The following is a 16884-nucleotide window of genomic DNA, read 5'->3' as shown; positions in this document are numbered from 1 at the left end:
CCCGGGTGTCACAGGCGGCCCGGATCTGGGTACGAACGTTCCCATGACGCCTTCCGCCACGTACCGGCTCCAGCTCCAGCCGGATTTCCCGTTCTCGGCCGCCGAGGACGCCGTGCCGTATCTCGCCTCGCTCGGCGTCTCCCATCTGCACCTGTCCCCCGTGCTCGAAGCCGTGCCCGGCTCACGGCACGGCTACGACGTCGTCGACCACGGCCGGGTCCGCGCCGAGCTGGGCGGCGAGGAAGGGCTGCGGCAGCTCGCGCGCACCGCGCGGGAGCACGGGCTCGGGCTCGTCGTGGACATCGTGCCGAACCACATGGCCGCCGACCCCCGCCACAACCACGCGCTGCGCGAGGTCCTGCGTGAGGGGCCCGGCTCCCCGTACGCGCGCTGGTTCGACATCGACTGGGCGGCGGGCGACGGCCGGGTCCTGCTGCCCGTGCTCGCCGGACGCATCGGCGAGGAGATGGACCGGCTCCGGGTCGACGGGGACGTGCTGCGCTACGGCGAACAGGAGTTCCCGCTGCGGGCCGGCACCGCGCACCTCGACCTGCCCGAGCTGCTGGACGCCCAGCACTACCGGCTCGGCTGGTGGCGGCTGGCCCGCACCGAGCTGAACTACCGGCGGTTCTTCACCATCTCCGAGCTGATCGGGGTCCGGGTGGAGGACCCGGAGGTCTTCGCCGCTTCGCACGCCAAGATCCTGGAGCTGGTACGGGACGGGGTCGTGGACGGCCTGCGGATCGACCACCCGGACGGACTCGCCGATCCGGCCGGCTATCTGGAGCGGCTGTCCGCGGCGAGCGGCGGGGCGTGGACGGTGGTGGAGAAGATCCTCACCGGCTCGGAGCCGCTGCCCGCGGGCTGGGCCGTCGCCGGGACGACGGGGTACGACGCGCTGCACCGGATCGACGGGCTCTTCGTCGACCCGGTGGGCGCCGCCGAGCTGCTCGGCGGCTACCGGGAGACCGCCTCCCCGTCCGGGGACCGCGGCGGCTACTGGCCGGCGACGGTGCGCCGGGCCGCGTACCGCGTGGTCACCCATGAACTGGCCGCCGAGACCGAGCTGCTGACCCGGCTGGCGTCACGCGTCTGCGCCGAGGATCCCGCCCTGCGCGACCACGCCCCCTGGGCCCTGCACACCGCCGTGCGCGAGCTGCTGGTCCGGGTCCCGGTCTACCGGCCGTACGTGACGGCGGGCGGGCCCTGCACCGAGACGGCCGGGGCGACGCTCGACGCGGTCGCGGTGAGCGATGCCAAGGCGGCGTTCGCGGTACACGAGGAGGCCTCGGCCGTCGACGTGGTGCGGGAGCTGGCCCTGGGGCGGCTCGGCGGGGGCGGGGACCGGGCGGCGTTCTGCGCCCGGTTCGCCCAGACGGCGTCCGCCCTGCGTGCCAAGGCGGTCGAGGACACGGCGTACTACCGGTACGTGCCGCTGATCTCCGCCAACGAGGTGGGCGGTGATCCGGGCCGGCCGGCGGTGGCTCCGGAGGAGTTCCACGCGTTCTGTACGCGGCTCGCCCGCGACTGGCCGGCCACCGGCACGGCGCTGACGACGCATGACACCAAGCGCAGCGCCGACGTCCGGGCGGGCATCGCCGTGTTGTCGCAGTGCCCGGGTCCGTGGACGGAGCTGGTCGCGGAGCTGACCCGGACGGCCCCCCTCGCCCCCGATCCGCAGCTCGCCTGGCAGGCCTGGCAGACCGCGATCGGCTGTGTGGGGTTTCCGCCCGGCGAGCAGGCCGCACGACTGGAGCCTGCGCTGCTCAAGGCGGTGCGCGAGTCGGGTCTCTTCACCAGCTGGACCGAACCCGATCCGGTGTACGAGCGGGTGGTGTCGGCCTTCGTCGCCGCAGGTCCGGCCGCCGGCACGGGTCCGGTGCGAGCGCTCCTGGAACGGTTCTCGGGGACGCTGGCCCCGCATGTGCGGGCCAATGCGCTGGGCGCGGCGCTGGTCCACCTGACGATGCCGGGGGTGCCGGATCTGTACCAGGGCACGGAGCGGGAGTACCTGGCGCTGGTCGACCCCGACAACCGGAGTCCGTTCCGTCAGCCGTCCGACGGGGCGCCCGCCGACGAGAAGGGCGAGCTCACCGAGACGGCTCTGCGGTTGCGGCGGGAACGGCCCGAGGTGTTCGGCGAGTCGGGTACGTACGCCCCGCTGACCGCCTCCGGTCCGGCGGCGGCGCACTGCCTGGCCTTCTGCCGCTCCGGCGAGGTGGTCACCGCGGTGACCCGGCTTTCGCTGCGGCTGGCGGAGTCGGGCGGCTGGCAGGAGACGGAACTGGCGCTGCCGGACGAGGGGGTGTGGCGCGACCTGCTGACACCGGGCCGGAAGTTCACCGGCGGCACGGTGCCGGTGGCGGAGCTGTTCGCGGAGCGGCCGGTGGCCCTGCTCAGCCGGGGCGGGCGTGCTGGGGACGGACGAGAAGGGACCGCGGGCCCCGTGTGAGCAGGCCGGTGGCCGCCGGCCGGAAGCCGTCCGCCCAGCGCAGGCCGGGCATCGCGTCGAGCAGGGCGCGCAGGCCCCGTTCGGCCTCCAGCCGGCCGAGCACCACGGCGGGGCACCCGGCGGGTCCGGCTGTGCCGCGGTCCTGGTCGCGGCGGAAGGGGTCGAAGACGTCCGGTGCGGCGAACCGTCCCGGGTCCCGGCCCGCCGAGCCGATCAGACAGGCGACGGGTGCCCGTGGAGGCAGGGTGCCGCCACTGAGGGTCACCTCCGCGACGGTGCGGCGCAGCACGACCTGGACGGGCGGGTCGCGGCGCAGCGACTCGGTCCAGGCCCGGCCGGCGAGTGCGGGTTCGATGCGCATGACGGCCATCAGGTCGGGGTCGTCCAGCAGATTGGCGAGGAAGGAAGCGAGCGCGGTCTCGCGCAGTCCGGTGCGGCGGGCGCAGGGGGCGTCGCCGGCCGCGCCGGTGCCGGCGCCCGCTCCGACGGGGAGCCAGCGGCAGAACTCCTCGACGAGATCGGCCTGGGGGCGTGCGGCGATGCGCCGGGCCAGCACATAGGCGGTCCGCTCGACGCGCTCCGCCAGGTGCCCGGGCACGGAGCCGGTCGTGACCGTGTACCGGTCGCTGGGCAGGCAGCGGAAGTTCCCGTGGCAGAGCCCGAGCGGGGCCGGGCCGCCCCGGGGCGCTCCGTCGTGCGGGTAGCCCGCGAACCTCGGGTCGGTGAGGGCGGTGGCCACGTCGTCGTACCGGCTGACCAGCCACGCGCCCAGCGGCGCGTCGTAGCAGAGCGGGTACTCCTCGCGGAGCACCCGGTAGAGCCGGTACGGGTCGTGTGCCGCACCGGGCGCGAGGAGACTGGGGCCGCCGCCGGCCCGGGCGGCGCGGCGGGGCCGCGTGGACGGGCGACGGGCGCTGCGCCGTTCGGGCGAGGGCGTCGGGGCCGGTATGTCTCCGGGCGTGTCTGCCTGCATGGCGTTCCCCCGGGTGTCCGGTGCGCCGGTGCGCGGCGCGGTCCCTGTCAGGGGATCACCTGAACGGTCCCACCGCAGTCGGCGTACGGCCGTCCGGGTGACAGCGCGCTCACCGTCCGCTTCGGGCCGACGGGACGTGGGGTGGCCGGCACGCGGTCAGCAGATCGGTGAACGCCGCGGCGGCACCGGTCAGCCGGACGCGGGAGAAGACCGCGAGCTCCCGCCGCCAGGGCGGGTCCACGGTGAGCACCGCACAGTCCTCGCCGACCGCTCCCCGTACGACGTGCGCGGGGGCGGTCGCGACGCCGACGCCGGCCGCCGCCATCCGTACCGCGGTCGACGTGTGCTCGGTGCGCACCGCCGTGCGGGGTTCGAATCCGGCGCGGGCACAGGCCCGGTCGAGGAAGGGCCCGCCCTCGACGACCGCTTCCATCGCGCACCGCACCCACGGCCGCTCGGCCAGTTCGTGGAGCCGGACGAAGACCCGACCGGCGAGGGGATCGTCGAAGGGGACGACCAGGACGATGTCCTCCGCTCCGATCGGGACGACCGGCCCGGACCAGTGCGGGGGCGGCGGCCCGACGGCGAGGTCGGCGGTGCCGCGCTCGATCTGTTGGTTGATTCCCTGCAAGCCCTCAGGCCGGCGGCCGGAGCGCGGGAGCGTAGAGCCGGAAGGTCATCCTGCCGAAGCTCACCTGGTCCCCCTCCCGCACCGGCACGTCGCCCGTGACGCGCTGCCCGTTGACGCAGGTGCCGTTGGTCGAGCCGAGGTCGCGCAGCAGCCACCGGCCGCCGTGGGCGATGAGTTCGGCGTGCATCCGGGAGACCGTCTCGTGGCTGAGGCGGAGACCGTTGCCCGGGTCGCGGCCGATGCGCAGAGGTTGCGGACTCGGCGCCGGGAGCAGCAGCTTGGGCAACCGCTCGGCCCGCCATGCCCTGCGCACCCGCTCGGGGAAGCCGGAGACTCCGCCCACGGCCCGGAACAGCTGCCGCGACCAGCGTCCGTCGCGCTCCAGGTCGGCGGTGAGCGCGTCCAGTTCCTCGGATCGGCCTGCGCTCAGCGCCAGTTCCATGCGCCGCATGAAGGTGTCGTGGGAGAGCTTGCCCTGCGCCGCACCCTCTCTGAGCACACCGAGAACACGGTCGCGCTGGGCGTCGGACAGCCGCGCGGGATACGTGTGGGACTCGAAGGAGGACGTCACACGGCCAATTGTCGGGCCGACCGCCCCGGGGTGTCCAGAACAACGCCGCTTTCCGCCGTCCTGACCTGCGCGGCCCCGGAATATCAGGGGCACCGCGGGCCCGCGGATTGCTACCCTCGGCCGCCGTGCCGCCCCGGCGACCGCCGGGCGAGCCCGTACAACTGTGGGAGATCCGTGCTCGACGCACCACTCGGCCTGACCATCCGTCCGATCAGCGGCCCGCAGGAGCTCGGCCTCTTCCGGCGGCTGTCCTACGTCCTGGACCACGAGCTCGCGGACGACCTGGCGAGCGGCCGTCGCCGTCCGGAGTGGATGTGGGTGGCACTGCGGGGCGACCGGGTGGTGGCGCGGATCGCCTGGTGGAGCAAGGACGGCACGAAGCCGCTCCTCCTCGACTTCTTCGACCTGGACGACACGCTGCCCGAGCCCGAGCGCGGGGAGTGCGGACTGCGGCTGCTGGAGGCGGCGACCGCGGCCGTCGTTCCGGCCGGTGCCCCACGCCCCGAGTACGGGCGCTACGTACCGCCCGACTGGCGGGAGGACCCGGTGGCCCGTGACGTCGTGGAAGCCCGTGTCCGGGTCATGGAACGCACGGGCGCCCGGATGCTCGTGGAGCGGCTGCGCCTGGAGTGGCGAGCGGGGACCCCCGTGCCTGCCGACAGCGGCCGGCTGCGGTTCCGGCCGGTCGCCGGCCGCGAGGATCTCCTGGCGTTGATGACCCCGGTGATGGAGGGCACGCTCGACGCCCACGGACAGCGGGACCTGGCGTCCGGGCTGTCGGCGCGTGAGGCCGCGGAGAAGCACTACGACGAGGAGCTCGCCCACTACTCGACGCCGCGGGAGTGGTGGCGCGTCGCCGAACTCCCGGACGGCGAACCGGTCGGCTTCGTGATCCCGGCCCGCAACAGCTACCACCCCGTCATCGCGTACATCGGCGTCGTGCCCGCGCGGCGCGGTCACGGTCACATCGACGAGCTCCTCGCCGAAGGCACCCGGGTACTCGCCCGACAGGACGGCGTGGAGCGTATCCGGGCGGCGACGGACCTGGGCAACGTACCGATGGCGAAGTCCTTCGCGCGTCTGGGCTACGTCGACTTCGAGCGCGCCTTCGACATGGTGTGGGACGACTGAGAGCGGAGATCACCGCGAAGGGACCGGCCGGATCCCGCGTCAGCCCCCGTGCCCGCGCTGTTGCCTGATGACGTCGCGGTACCAGGCGTACGAGTCCTTGGGCGTGCGGCGCAGCGTCTCGTAGTCGATGTGGACCAGGCCGAAGCGCTTGCTGACCCCCTCGGTCCACTCGATGTTGTCGGTGAGCGACCAGGTGAAGTAGCCGCGTACGTCGACGCCCGCGTCGATGGCTTCCCGCAGGGCCCCGAGGTGGCCGTCGAGGAAGGCGATCCGGCGGGCGTCCGCGGTGGGTTCGTCGACGGCGCAGCCGTTCTCGGTGATGTAGAGCGGCGGGAGCCGGTCGCCGTATCGGTCCCGCAGCTGGACGAGCGTCTCTCGCAGTCCGTCGGGGACGACGGGCCAGCCGAAGTCCGTCTTCTCGTACCCCTCGATCTCCCTTATGCCGAAGGGGAGTTCTGCGGGCATGCCGAAGCCGGCGAAGCTGTCGAGGGCGTCCGCCGTGGGGGCGCCGACGAGGGTGGGGTTGTAGTAGTTGACGCCGTACCAGTCGAGCGGGGTGGAGATGGTCCGCAGGTCGTCCTCGACGGGGCCCGGCATCAGGGCGGCGAAGTTCTCGTCGGGGTAGCGGCCGGTGAGGAGCGGGTCGGCGAACAGCCGGTTGGTGAGGGTGTCGTACAGCTCGGCACCGAAGCGGTCCTCCTCGGACTCACCGGCGGTCCAGACCGGGGAGTGCGAGACGGCTATGCCGATGTTGCCCGCGCCGGCGGCGCGCAGTGCGCGCACGGCCAGGCCGTGGGCGAGGAGCTGGTGGTGGGCGGCGGGCAGTGCGTCGAAGAGGAGGGCGCGGCCGGGGGCGTGCTCGCCGAGTGCGTAGCCGAGCATGGTCACTTCGGCGGGTTCGTTCAGGGTGATCCACATGGGTACGCGGTCGGCGAGCCGTTCGGCGACGATGCCCGCGTACTCGGCGAAGCGGTAGGCCGTGTCCCGGTTGAGCCAGCCGCCGGCCTCGTCCAGCGGGAGCGGGGTGTCCCAGTGGTAGAGGGTGGGGGCCGGGGTGACGCCGTGGGCGCACAGTTCGTCGACGAGACGGTCGTAGAAGTCGAGGCCCTGGGGGTTGACCGGTCCGCTGCCGCCCGGCACGACGCGCGGCCAGCTCACCGAGAACCGGAAGGCGTCGGCGCCGAGTCCGGCCAGCAGGGCGACGTCCTCCCGGTAGTGCCGGTGGAAGCCGGTTCCACGGGTGGTGTCGGTGCCGTCCTTGATGCGTCCGGGCTGCGCGGCGAAGGCGTCCCAGCCGGAGGGCCCCTTGCCGTCGGTGTCAACGGCGCCCTCGGTCTGGAAGGCGGAGGCGGAGGCCCCCCACAGGAAACCGGGCGGGAACGGCGGCACAGTCATCTCGGCCTCCACAGCCGTAAGAGGGAGTGCGTATGTCAGAAGCTGGCAGGGCAGTGATCAGAACCAGACCTTAATCGCCAGTAACGAGCTCGATCCAGTGTCGTGGGTCGAAGATCGCGCCTTCTGCCGACCATGGGCGGGTACACGGAGACGAGGGAGCGCTGCATGTTGTTCGAGGTATGGGCACCGGATGCGGAATCGGCCGTACTGCGGCTGTCGGGTGAGCCGCGGACCATGGAGCGTGATCCGGAGCGGGCGGGGTGGTGGACCGCGGAGGCACAGGCCGCTGCGGGCGACCGGTACGGATTCACCCTCGACGGCGGTCCGGTGCGCCCCGATCCCCGCTCGCGCCGCCAGCCGGACGGGCCGGACGGCGAGAGCGCCGTCGTCGACCACGACGCCTTTGCCTGGGAGACCGACTGGACGGGGCGGGGGCTGCCGGGCGCGGTCCTGTACGAGCTGCACATCGGTACGTTCACCGCCGAGGGCACCTTCGACGCGGCGGCGGCCCGGCTCGGGCATCTCGCCGAGCTGGGCATCACCCATGTGTCGCTGATGCCGGTGTGCCCGTTCCCCGGGGTCCACGGGTGGGGGTACGAGGGGGTTTCGCTGTGGGCCGTGCACGAACCCTACGGCGGCCCCGAGGGGCTGAAGCGCTTTGTCGACACGGCGCACGGACTGGGGCTCGCGGTCGTCCTGGACGTGATCCACAACCACCTGGGCCCCTCCGGCAACTACCTCCCCGCCTTCGGCCCGTACTTCACCGAGACGCACCACACCCCCTGGGGCGCGGCGGTCAATCTGGACGCGCCTGGCTCCGACGAGGTGCGCGCCTTCCTGCTCGGCAGCGCCCTCGCCTGGCTGCGCGACTACCGGCTGGACGGCCTGCGGCTGGACGCGGTCCACGCACTGGCCGACACCCGGGCGCTGACCTTCCTCGAGGAGCTGTCCGCGGCCACCGACACGCTCTCGGCCGAACTGGGCCGCCCGCTGTCGCTGATCGCCGAATCCGATCTCTGCGACCCCCGCACGACGACTCCGCGCGAGTCGGGCGGCCTGGGTATGCACTCCCAGTGGAACGACGACTTCCACCACTGTCTGCACACCGCACTGACGGGCGAGTCCCAGGGCTACTACGCGGACTTCGCGGCCGCCCCGCTGGCCGGGCTCGCCAAGACCATGACGAGCGCCTTCTTCCACGACGGTACGTACTCCAGCTTCCGGGGCCGCAGCCACGGCCGCCCCCTCGACATCACCCGCACCGCCGCCCACCGCTTCGTCGGCTACGCCCAGACGCACGACCAGATCGGCAACCGGGCACTCGGCGACCGGCTCGCCGCATCCCTCTCCCCCGGCCTGCTGGCCTGCGCGGCGGCTCTCGTGCTCACCGGCCCCTTCACCCCGATGCTGTTCATGGGCGAGGAGTGGGGGGCCCGTACGCCCTGGCAGTTCTTCACCGACCACACGGATCCGGAGCTCGCCGAGGCCGTACGCACCGGCAGACGGCGGGAGTTCGGCGCGCACGGCTGGGCCGAGGAGGACATCCCGGACCCGCAGGACCCGGCCACCCGCGACCGGTCCTGTCTGGACTGGAGCGAACCGCGGCGCGAACCGCACGCCCGCCTGCACGCCTGGTACCGCGAACTGATCGCGCTGCGCAGCACCCTGCCCGACCTCAGCGACCCGGATCTGGCGACGGTGAAGACGGCGTTCGACGACGGTGCCCGCTGGCTGGCGTTCCGCCGCGGCGACCTGCGGATCGCCGTCAACCTCGACGAGAAGCCGGCCACGATCCCGCTGGGCGGCGGCCGTCACCGCAGCGGCGGGGGAAGGGTGCTGGCCGCCTGGCTGCCCGTCGACGCACCCGGTGCGGACGGGGCGCTGCGTCTGCCGCCGGAGTCGTGCGTGGTGCTGGCCGACGACTGACCACCGGCGCGGCCGCCCTACTCGACGACCGCCAGCTCGCGGGCCGTGGCGTTGAGGCGACGGCCCCCGTCCTCGGTGACGGTCACGATGTCCTCGATCCGGACGCCGAACCGGCCCGGCAGATAGATGCCGGGCTCCACGGAGAAGCACATGCCGGGGACGAGCGGCTGTTCCTCGCCCTCGATCATGTACGGGGGCTCGTGGGTGGTGACGCCGATGCCGTGGCCGGTGCGGTGGATGAAGCGGTCCCCGTAGCCGAATTCGGTGATGACGGCGCGGGCGGCCCGGTCGATCTCCTGGCAGGCGACGCCCGGCCGCACCGCGTTGCAGCCGGCCGCCTGCGCCTCCCGCACGATGTCGTGGACCCGCTGCTCCTCGGCGGTGGGTTCGCCGACGTGGACCGTGCGCGAGGTGTCGGAGCCGTAGCCGTGCTTGAGACCGCCGAAGTCGAGCACGACCATGTCGCCGCGCTCGATGGTGCGCTCACCCGCCTCGTGGTGCGGGTTGGCGCCGTTCGGTCCGGAGCCGACCACGGTGAAGTCGACCTGTGAGTGCCCGGACTCGGTCAGCAGCCGGGACAGATCGGCCGCGACGTCGGTCTCCTTGCGGCCCGAGAACCGGACCTTGAGGATCTCGTCGTACGTGGCGTCGGCGGCTGCCCCGGCCGCGGCGAGCCGCTCCAGCTCATGGGTGTCCTTCACGGCGCGCAGCATCGGCAGCGCCTCGGTGAGGGAGGCGTACGAGGTCCCGGGCAGGAGCTGCTGGAGGCCGAGCAGATGCATCGCCCAGGCGTTGTCACTGATCCCGAACCGGCCCTGTCCGTCGAGCAGCGGTGCGGTGACGGCGTAGGGATCCTTGCCGTCGGTCCAGTCGCGCAGGGTCAGCGCGGGCGCGCCGACGGCCTTCTCGGCGTCCGGGGCCTCCAGGGTCGGCACGACCAGCACCGGATCCCGGCCGGCGGAGAGCACGAGGACGGTGAGGCGCTCGGTGACCGCGGTGGGCCGGTACCCCGTCAGGTAGACCAGATCAGGGCCCGGCGCGACCAGCACGCCCGCCAGTCCGGCGGCTGCGGCACTCTCGGCGGCACGCGTCATCCGGGCCCGGTAGTCGTCGGCGGTGAACGGCACGGGCTGGTACGGGCTGGTCATGCGGAGCCTCCTGGCGGTGCGTGGGACATCGTGGCCGTGAACCCGGACATGGTGCGCATTCCAGCGGTCGTTCGCGCGGGACGTGGTGGACCTGTGGCTGTAACGGCTCCTCGCATCCTGCCCGCCGGGGCGGTTGCGCGCGAGCAGTCAGGACCGCGAGCCGTGACCGAGCCGTACGACCAGGTCGGCTCGGTCACGGCCGGCGGCTACGAGCCGCGCGTTGACCTCGTCGGAACCGGCCACCCAGCGCTCCGCACGTGCCCGCGCCTTGCCGAACCGCACATGCCGGTCGACGAGCCTGCGGATGCGTACGTCCTGGTCGAGCTCCAGGAACCACGCCTCGTCGAGAAGCCCCCGCACCGGCGCCCAGGCGCCCTCCCCGTACAGGAGGTAGTTGCCCTCGGTGACGACGAGCGGCACGTCCGGCGGTACGGGGACGGCGCCCGCGACGGGCTGCTCCAGGGACCGGTCGAAGGCGGGGGCGTACACGACGGTCCCCGGCTCCGGTGTCCGCAGGCGCCGGAGCAGAGCCGCGTACCCGGCGGCGTCGAAGGTGTCGGGCGCGCCCTTGCGCTCCGCCCTGCCGAGCCGTTCGAGTTCGGCCTGGGCCAGGTGGAATCCGTCCATCGGGACGAGGACGGCGAGCGCTCCCAGTGCGTCGACGAGCTGCTCCGCCAGGGTGGACTTTCCGGCGCCGGGCGGCCCGGCGATTCCGAGGATGCGGCGGCCCCCGGCCAGGGCGAGGCGGCGGGCGCGGGCCGTAAGCCCGGTGAGGTCGCTGGTGTCCATGACGATAGTGTCCCGCTACGGGCCTGGCGGCCTTTCTCCCCCTTCTGTCCAGCGAGGAATCCCATGTCCCACATCGCCCTGGTCACCCTGGTCGTCCGCGACTACGACGAAGCACTCGGTTTCTACACCGACGCCCTCGGCTTCGAGCTGGTGGAGGACACCGACCGGGGCGACGGCTCCCGCTGGGTCGTGGTGCGCCCGCGCGGCACCGAGGGCACGGGGCTGCTGCTGGCCCGGGCCAAGGACGAGGTCCAGGGGGCCAGTGTCGGGGCGCAGACCGGTGGGCGGGTCGGCTTCTTCCTGCACACCGAGGACTTCGCCGGTGACCACGCGCGCATGCTGGCGGCGGGGGTCCGGTTCCTGGAGGAGCCGCGGCACGAGGTCTACGGCTCGGTCGCGGTCTTCGAGGACCTGTACGGCAACCGCTGGGATCTGCTCCAGCCCGCGTGAGTGCGCTCAGCGCGCCCCGTTGCCCTCCAGGTACGCCAGAACCGCCAGGACCCTGCGGTGGACCGAGCCGTCGTCCGGTTCGAGGCCGAGCTTGGCGAAGATCGAACCGATGTGCTTGCTCACCGCTCTTTCGGTGACGACGAGTTCGGTGGCGATGGTGCCGTTCGCCTTGCCCTGGGCCATCAGTTCCAGCACCTGCCGCTCCCTGGGCGTGAGACTCAGCAGCGGCTTCGCGGACGCCTTGCGGGTCAGCAGCTGGCTGACCACCTCGGGGTCGAGCGCGGTGCCGCCGGATGCCACGCGGTCCAGGGCCTGGAGGAACTGGTCGACGCGGCCCACCCGGTCCTTGAGCAGGTAGCCGATGCCCTGGGCGCCCTGGGCGAGCAGCTCGGCGGCGTAGGTCTCCTCGACGTACTGGGAGAGGACCAGGATCGGCAGGCCGGGCATTTCCTTGCGGGCGGCGACGGCGGCGCGCAGCCCCTCGTCGCGGAACGTGGGCGGCAGCCGTACGTCGAGGACGGCGGCGTCCGGGCGGTGCTCCAGCAGAGCGGGCAGCACCTCGGGGCCTGCCGCGGCGTCGGCGACCACCTCGTGGCCCGAGCTGGTGAGCAGCAGGATGAGCCCCTCCCGCAGCAGGACGTTGTCCTCGGCGATCACGATCCGCACGGCAGCTCCACTTCGATGTCCGTCGGCCCCCCGGTGGGGCTGCTGATGCGGGTGGTGCCGTCCAGGGCGGCGATCCGCCGCCTGATCCCGACCAGCCCGCTGCCGCCGCGTTCGTCCGCGCCGCCGTGCCCATCGTCGCCGACGGCCACGAGCAGGGCGTGGTCGGCCCGGTCGATCCGTACGCGCGCGAGCGTCGCACCGCTGTGCTTGCCGATGTTGGTGAGTGCCTCGGCGATGACGAAGTAGGCGGCGGCCTCGATGGCGGCCGGCAGGCGGAGCCCGTCCTCGACGCCGTCGAGCTCCACCGTGACGGGAACGGCCGAGTCCGCGGCCAACGCTCGTACGGCTCCCGCGAGTCCGCGGTCCGTCAGGATCGGCGGGTGAATGCCGCGGACCACGTGCCGCAGCTCCGCGAGCGCCGCGTCGACGCCGTCCTGGGCCTCGTCCAGGCGCTGCCGCGCGGCGTCCGGGTCCCGGTCCAGGACCTGTTTGGCCAGGCCGATACGCATCGACAGGGCAACGATGCGGGCCTGCGCGCCGTCGTGCAGGTCCCGTTCGATACGGCGGAGTTCGGCGCCGTGCGCCTCGACAGCCCCGGCCCGGCTCTCCGTCAGCTGGACGACGCGTTCGGCGAGTCCGGCGGAGTGCGGGGCAGTCAGCAGGGACCGGGTCCAGCTCGCCGACAGTTCCGCGAGTACGGGGTGCCAGCGCAGGGCCAGGCCGCGGCGCTCGGGCGGCGGCGTGCCGTACTCGTCGGTGCTCCGCCGGTCCAGCAGGTGCACGACGGTCAGCGCGATCCCGTCGACCAGCAGCCCGACCGGCCACAGCACCATCGCGAGGTAGCCGATGACGTTGCCGGCCACCGCCTGGAACGGCAGCCACAGCGCCTCGCGCCGGACGACGGGGTCCGAGAGCACGTGCCTGACCCGCGCGGCGAGTTCGCCGCCGTCGAGCGGCGGATACGGCATCGGCCGGAAAGGGACGCCGAGGTACGTCGCCGCCCTGCGCCGCTCGAACTCCGCGAACCGGTGCAGCGCCTTGGCCGCCTCGGGCAGCGCCGGCAGCCCGATCACCACGACCGCGAACAGCAGCGCTGCCACCACCAGAAACGTCGCGACGTACGCGAACAGCGCGATCGGGACGCCGATGAGGACATAGCGCGAGGCATGCCAGGAACGGCGGACCGCAAGCGTCAGCGGGGTGGGGGTGGTGCTCATGCCGCACCACGGTACGGGGGCCTGACCGCCGCCGGAGTGGAGCGGTCACCCCGGGCCGTGGTGGTGCTGGCTGCACCCCCGGTCCGGGAGTGCGCCCCCTCGCCCCGCCCCCCTCGCCCTCCTAGCGTTTACGCAGGTCAGGAAGTACGTCAAGAAGCGAGGGGACCACGGTGGAGACAACCACGGCAGTGCGCACGGCGGCGCTGGAGCTGAAGTCGGTGAGCCGGCGCCACGGGCGGCGCGGCAGTGGCCGGGAGGCGGTTGCCCTCGACGCGGTGAGCTGCGTCGTCCCCGTGGGGAGCTTCACCGCGGTGGTCGGTCCTTCGGGGTCGGGCAAGAGCACCTTCCTCCAGTGCGCGGCGGGCCTGGACCGGCCGTCGTCGGGCACGGTGCACATCGCCGGGACCGACCTCGGCGCACTCTCCGAGGCGGCGCTGACCCGGCTGCGCCGGGACCGGATCGGCTTCGTCTTCCAGTCGCACGCGTTGAACCTGGTGTCGTCGCTGAGCATCGAGGAGAACGTCGTGCTGCCGCTGGTCCTGGCCGGCGCCGATCCCGGGGAGGTGGGGGTGCTGAACCGCGGGCGGCGGCTGCTGGACCGGGTCGGACTGTCCGGCCGGGGCGGCGACGCACCGGGGACGCTGTCGGGCGGTGAGCAGCAACGGGTCGCGGTGGCGCGGGCCTTGGTGACCGAACCGCATGTGGTCTTCGCGGACGAGCCGACGGCATCACTGGACCCGGAGTCGGCGGCGCTGGTGCTGGGCCTGCTGCGGGACGCGGTACGGCTCGACGGCCGCACGGTCGTGATGGTCACCCATGACCCGGTGGCGGCGAGCTGGGCGGACACGGTCCTGACGATGGACGGCGGCCGGCTGCGATGACGTCCACCGATGCACGAAGTAAGCCGGTTCGCGTGGCCGTGCGGGCCGGGAGCCGGCGGGCCTCGGCGTTCTTGGCCCGTCGCTCACTGACAGCCCATCGCCGGGCCTGGACCGCGGTGTTCGCGGCGGTGACGGCCGCGGCCGCGCTGCTCGGCGCCTTCGCGCTGGTGCTCGGCTCGCTGCTGCTGGCGCGGCCGCCGGTGGAGCGCTATGCCGGGGCCGACGCGGTGGTGGTGGCCGATCAGCGGGTCTCGTACACGGCGAAGCCGTGGGGCAGCGAGCCGCGGACGGCCACCGCCCATCTGCCGGAACGGGTGCGGCTGGACCGTGCCGTCGTGGCGAGGGCGGCAACGGCGGACGGCGTCGCGCTGGCCGTGGCGGACGACTCCGTTCCGGTGTCCGTGGGCGGCGGGGCACCGGCGGTGGGCCGCTCCTGGCCCTCGGCCGCGCTCTCCGCGTACGAGCTCTCCGAGGGGCGCGCCCCGAGGTCGGCGTCCGAGGTGGTCGTGGACGCGGCGCTGGTGGCCGAGGGCGGCGAGCCGGGTCGGCGCGTCACACTGCAAATGGGCGGAGCGGCACGGCAGTACACCGTCAGCGGGGTGGCCGGCACCGCTCACCGGGGCGGCGCGCCCGCCGTGTTCTTCACCGAGGCACGGCTCATGGAACTGGCCGGACATCCCGGGACGGTGGACGCGATCGGCGTCGTGGCCGAGCGGGGTGTGTCCGCCGACGCGCTGCGGACATCCCTGGCCGGGGTCGTGGCAGGACACGACGGAGGCGAGCGCGGTCTGCGCGTCCTGACGGGGGCGGAACGGGGCGAGGCGGAGCACGTCGACGCACTCGGCGGACGCGGCGATCTGCTGGCGATGCTGGCGTCGATCGCCGGAACCGTCGTCATGGTGGCCCTCCTCGTGATCGCCACCACCATCTCCCAGGCCGTGCACCAGCGCTCCGGCGAACTGGCGCTCCTGCGGGCGGTCGGGGCGACGCCGCGGCAGCTCAGGTCGGCGGTCGGCCGTGAGGCGGGGCGGGTCGCGGTCGCCGCCGCGGTGCTGGGCGCCGCCGGGGCCGTGCCGCTCGGGCTGCTGATGCGGTCGCTGCTGAGCACGGACCCGCTGCCGCTGCCCGTCCCGCTGTGGCTGTCGGTCGCGGCCGGTGCCGTGGGCGCGTCACTCGTCGCCCTGGCCGCCCGGCCGGTGGCGCTGCTCGCGGCGCGTGCGGTGACCGCGATGCGGCCGGCGGCGGCCCTGAGCGCGGCGCGGGCGCCGGAGCCGGGTGAGCCGGGGCGGTGGCGCACGGGCGCCGGTGTGCTGTTGGCGGTCGCCGGGCTCGGTTCGGCCGGTACGGCGGCCACGCAGAGCGGTCAGGCCGCGGCGCTCGCCGCGTCGGGCGCGGCGACCTCGCTGATCATCGCGGTGGCGCTGCTCGGTCCGTGGATCGCCCGGATCTCGATGCGGGTTCTCGGCGCACCGGTGCGGCGTGCGGGCGGGGTCTCCGGATTCCTGGCCGCCCGGTCCGCCGCCGCGCACAACCGCCGGCTCGGTGCGGCGCTCACTCCGATCGTGCTGGTCGTCGCGTTCGTGTGCGTGCAGCTGGCGGCCGCCACGACGCTGGAGCGGGCCGCGGGCCGGCAGGCTGCGGACGCGCTGCGGGCGGACCTGGTGGTGACGGGCCCCGCAGCGGGTATCCCGGCGGAGGCGGCCGAGGCCGTGCGCGGGGCGCCCGGGGTGGCTGCGGCGACGGGTCTGCTGCGGTCGTCCGTCGTCCTCGCCCACCGCGAGGCCGGCGACCCGGCGCTGGACCGTTTCCCGGTACTGGGTCTCACGGCCGGCCAGTGGGCCGGCACGCTCGACGCCCGGGTCACGGCGGGCGACCCGGCCGCTCTCTCCGGCCGGGGCTCGGTCGCCGTCGGCAAGGACCGGGCCGACGACCTGGGCATCGGTGTCGGGGACAGGGTCACGCTGCGTCTCGGGGACGGTACGCGGGTACGGCCCGAAGTGGTGGCGCTCTACGAACGGTCCCTGGGGCTGGGCGAGTTCATGCTGCCCCGGGAGGCACTGGCCGGGCATGTCTCGGCTCCGCGCGACCGGCAGATCCTGGTGCGCTCGGCGGGCGAGGACGCCACGTCGGCCGTACGGCGTGCGCTGGCGCCGTACGAGGGACTGGAGGTACGTCCGGCGACCCCGGACGACGTGCGGATCAGCCCGTCGTCCTCCGCCCGGGGTGACGCCCTGATCGTCATCGGCGTCGGCGTGATCGGCGGCTTCGCGCTGCTCGCCGTAGTCAGCACCCTCGCCCTGATCTCCGTCGGCCGTCGCCCGGAGTTCCGCCTGCTGCGGCTGGTCGGCACGGGGCGCGGTCAGCTGCTGCGGATGCGGGTGCTGGAGACGGGCCTGGTGGCGGTGGCGGGTCTGGCCATCGGGACCGTGGTCGCGGCGATCCCGCTGCTGGCGTTCGCGCTCCCGGCGACGGGCGGGCTGCCGTACCTGCCGCCGGTGCAGTACGCGGTCCTGGCGGGGGCGGTGACCGCGGCGGCGGCCGTGGGCACGCTGTTCCCGGGGGCGCGCGGCGGCGGGCGGTGATCCGGGGCGGGCCCAGGGCGCATTCCGGAAGTCCCGCGTACTGCGCGGCAAGGGCCTCGAGCCAGTCGTCGA

The 16884-nt window shown here is 73.9% G+C and carries 13 protein-coding genes and 1 pseudogene; 6 read left to right on the top strand and 8 right to left on the bottom strand.

Going from position 1 to position 16884, the window contains the following annotated elements:
* Positions 1 to 43: 43 nt before the first annotated feature.
* Positions 44 to 2452 (top strand): malto-oligosyltrehalose synthase, encoded by a 2409-nt coding sequence (gene treY / locus ABZ434_RS18790; protein ID WP_359137577.1) that lies wholly within the window; start codon positions 44 to 46, stop codon positions 2450 to 2452.
* Here the strand turns inward: treY and ABZ434_RS18785 are convergent.
* The 3 genes and pseudogenes from ABZ434_RS18785 to ABZ434_RS18775 form a co-directional block, all read right to left on the bottom strand.
* Positions 2397 to 3425 carry a cytochrome P450 gene (locus ABZ434_RS18785; RefSeq protein WP_359137574.1) on the bottom strand — a complete coding sequence of 343 codons (1029 nt, stop codon included), beginning with the start codon at positions 3423 to 3425 and terminating at the stop codon, positions 2397 to 2399. The two genes, treY and ABZ434_RS18785, sit on opposite strands and share 56 nt — an antisense overlap.
* A gap of 47 nt (positions 3426 to 3472) precedes the next feature.
* Positions 3473 to 4038: pseudogene (locus tag ABZ434_RS18780) on the bottom strand (LysR family transcriptional regulator substrate-binding protein); the annotation flags it as partial.
* Between the two features lie 22 nt (positions 4039 to 4060).
* The gene (locus ABZ434_RS18775) at positions 4061 to 4627 is read right to left on the bottom strand and encodes an FHA domain-containing protein (RefSeq protein ID WP_359137571.1); all 567 of its coding nucleotides are present in this window, start codon (positions 4625 to 4627) and stop codon (positions 4061 to 4063) included.
* 174 nt (positions 4628 to 4801) lie between these two features.
* Between ABZ434_RS18775 and ABZ434_RS18770 the strand changes: the two genes are divergently transcribed.
* A complete protein-coding gene (locus ABZ434_RS18770) occupies positions 4802 to 5758 on the top strand; it encodes a GNAT family N-acetyltransferase (protein WP_359137568.1) in 957 nt (318 codons plus the stop codon).
* A gap of 39 nt (positions 5759 to 5797) precedes the next feature.
* On the opposite strand, the gene ABZ434_RS18765 is transcribed toward ABZ434_RS18770, so the two are convergent.
* Entirely contained in the window at positions 5798 to 7153 is a 1356-nt protein-coding gene (locus ABZ434_RS18765) for a GH1 family beta-glucosidase (RefSeq protein ID WP_359137564.1), read from the bottom strand.
* A gap of 165 nt (positions 7154 to 7318) precedes the next feature.
* Here ABZ434_RS18765 and treZ point away from each other — a divergent pair, with 165 nt between their 5' ends.
* Entirely contained in the window at positions 7319 to 9079 is a 1761-nt protein-coding gene (treZ, locus tag ABZ434_RS18760) for a malto-oligosyltrehalose trehalohydrolase (RefSeq protein ID WP_359137561.1), read from the top strand.
* 17 nt (positions 9080 to 9096) lie between these two features.
* Here treZ and ABZ434_RS18755 read toward each other — a convergent pair whose 3' ends face one another.
* Both ABZ434_RS18755 and ABZ434_RS18750 read right to left on the bottom strand, forming a co-directional pair.
* Positions 9097 to 10227, bottom strand: a complete 1131-nt coding sequence (locus ABZ434_RS18755; RefSeq protein ID WP_359137558.1) for an aminopeptidase P family protein — start codon at positions 10225 to 10227, stop codon at positions 9097 to 9099.
* A gap of 147 nt (positions 10228 to 10374) precedes the next feature.
* Positions 10375 to 11016: a nucleoside/nucleotide kinase family protein gene (locus ABZ434_RS18750; RefSeq protein WP_359137555.1), complete on the bottom strand. Its 642-nt coding sequence runs from the start codon at positions 11014 to 11016 to the stop codon at positions 10375 to 10377.
* Between the two features lie 63 nt (positions 11017 to 11079).
* Here ABZ434_RS18750 and ABZ434_RS18745 point away from each other — a divergent pair, with 63 nt between their 5' ends.
* On the top strand, positions 11080 to 11466 hold the full coding sequence (locus ABZ434_RS18745; RefSeq protein WP_359137552.1) for a VOC family protein: 387 nt from the start codon (positions 11080 to 11082) through the stop codon (positions 11464 to 11466).
* A gap of 6 nt (positions 11467 to 11472) precedes the next feature.
* On the opposite strand, the gene ABZ434_RS18740 is transcribed toward ABZ434_RS18745, so the two are convergent.
* Complete coding sequence (locus ABZ434_RS18740; RefSeq protein WP_359137549.1) at positions 11473 to 12132, bottom strand: response regulator transcription factor; 660 nt, start codon at positions 12130 to 12132, stop codon at positions 11473 to 11475.
* Positions 12120 to 13349, bottom strand: coding sequence for a sensor histidine kinase (locus ABZ434_RS18735; protein WP_359137546.1), 1230 nt, complete (start codon positions 13347 to 13349; stop codon positions 12120 to 12122). The genes ABZ434_RS18740 and ABZ434_RS18735 overlap by 13 nt, the downstream gene beginning before the upstream one ends.
* A gap of 170 nt (positions 13350 to 13519) precedes the next feature.
* Here ABZ434_RS18735 and ABZ434_RS18730 point away from each other — a divergent pair, with 170 nt between their 5' ends.
* Positions 13520 to 14230 carry an ABC transporter ATP-binding protein gene (locus ABZ434_RS18730; RefSeq protein WP_359137543.1) on the top strand — a complete coding sequence of 237 codons (711 nt, stop codon included), beginning with the start codon at positions 13520 to 13522 and terminating at the stop codon, positions 14228 to 14230.
* Positions 14227 to 16812, top strand: a complete 2586-nt coding sequence (locus tag ABZ434_RS18725; RefSeq protein WP_359137540.1) for an FtsX-like permease family protein — start codon at positions 14227 to 14229, stop codon at positions 16810 to 16812. The genes ABZ434_RS18730 and ABZ434_RS18725 overlap by 4 nt, the downstream gene beginning before the upstream one ends.
* Positions 16813 to 16884 lie beyond the last annotated feature (72 nt).

Origin of the sequence: Streptomyces sp. NPDC005761 (assembly GCF_040630635.1) — a bacterium.
Lineage (GTDB): Bacteria > Actinomycetota > Actinomycetes > Streptomycetales > Streptomycetaceae > Streptomyces.
The sequence above is the reverse complement of the archived record's forward strand: the minus strand, read 5'-3'. Positions and strand labels throughout refer to the sequence as shown.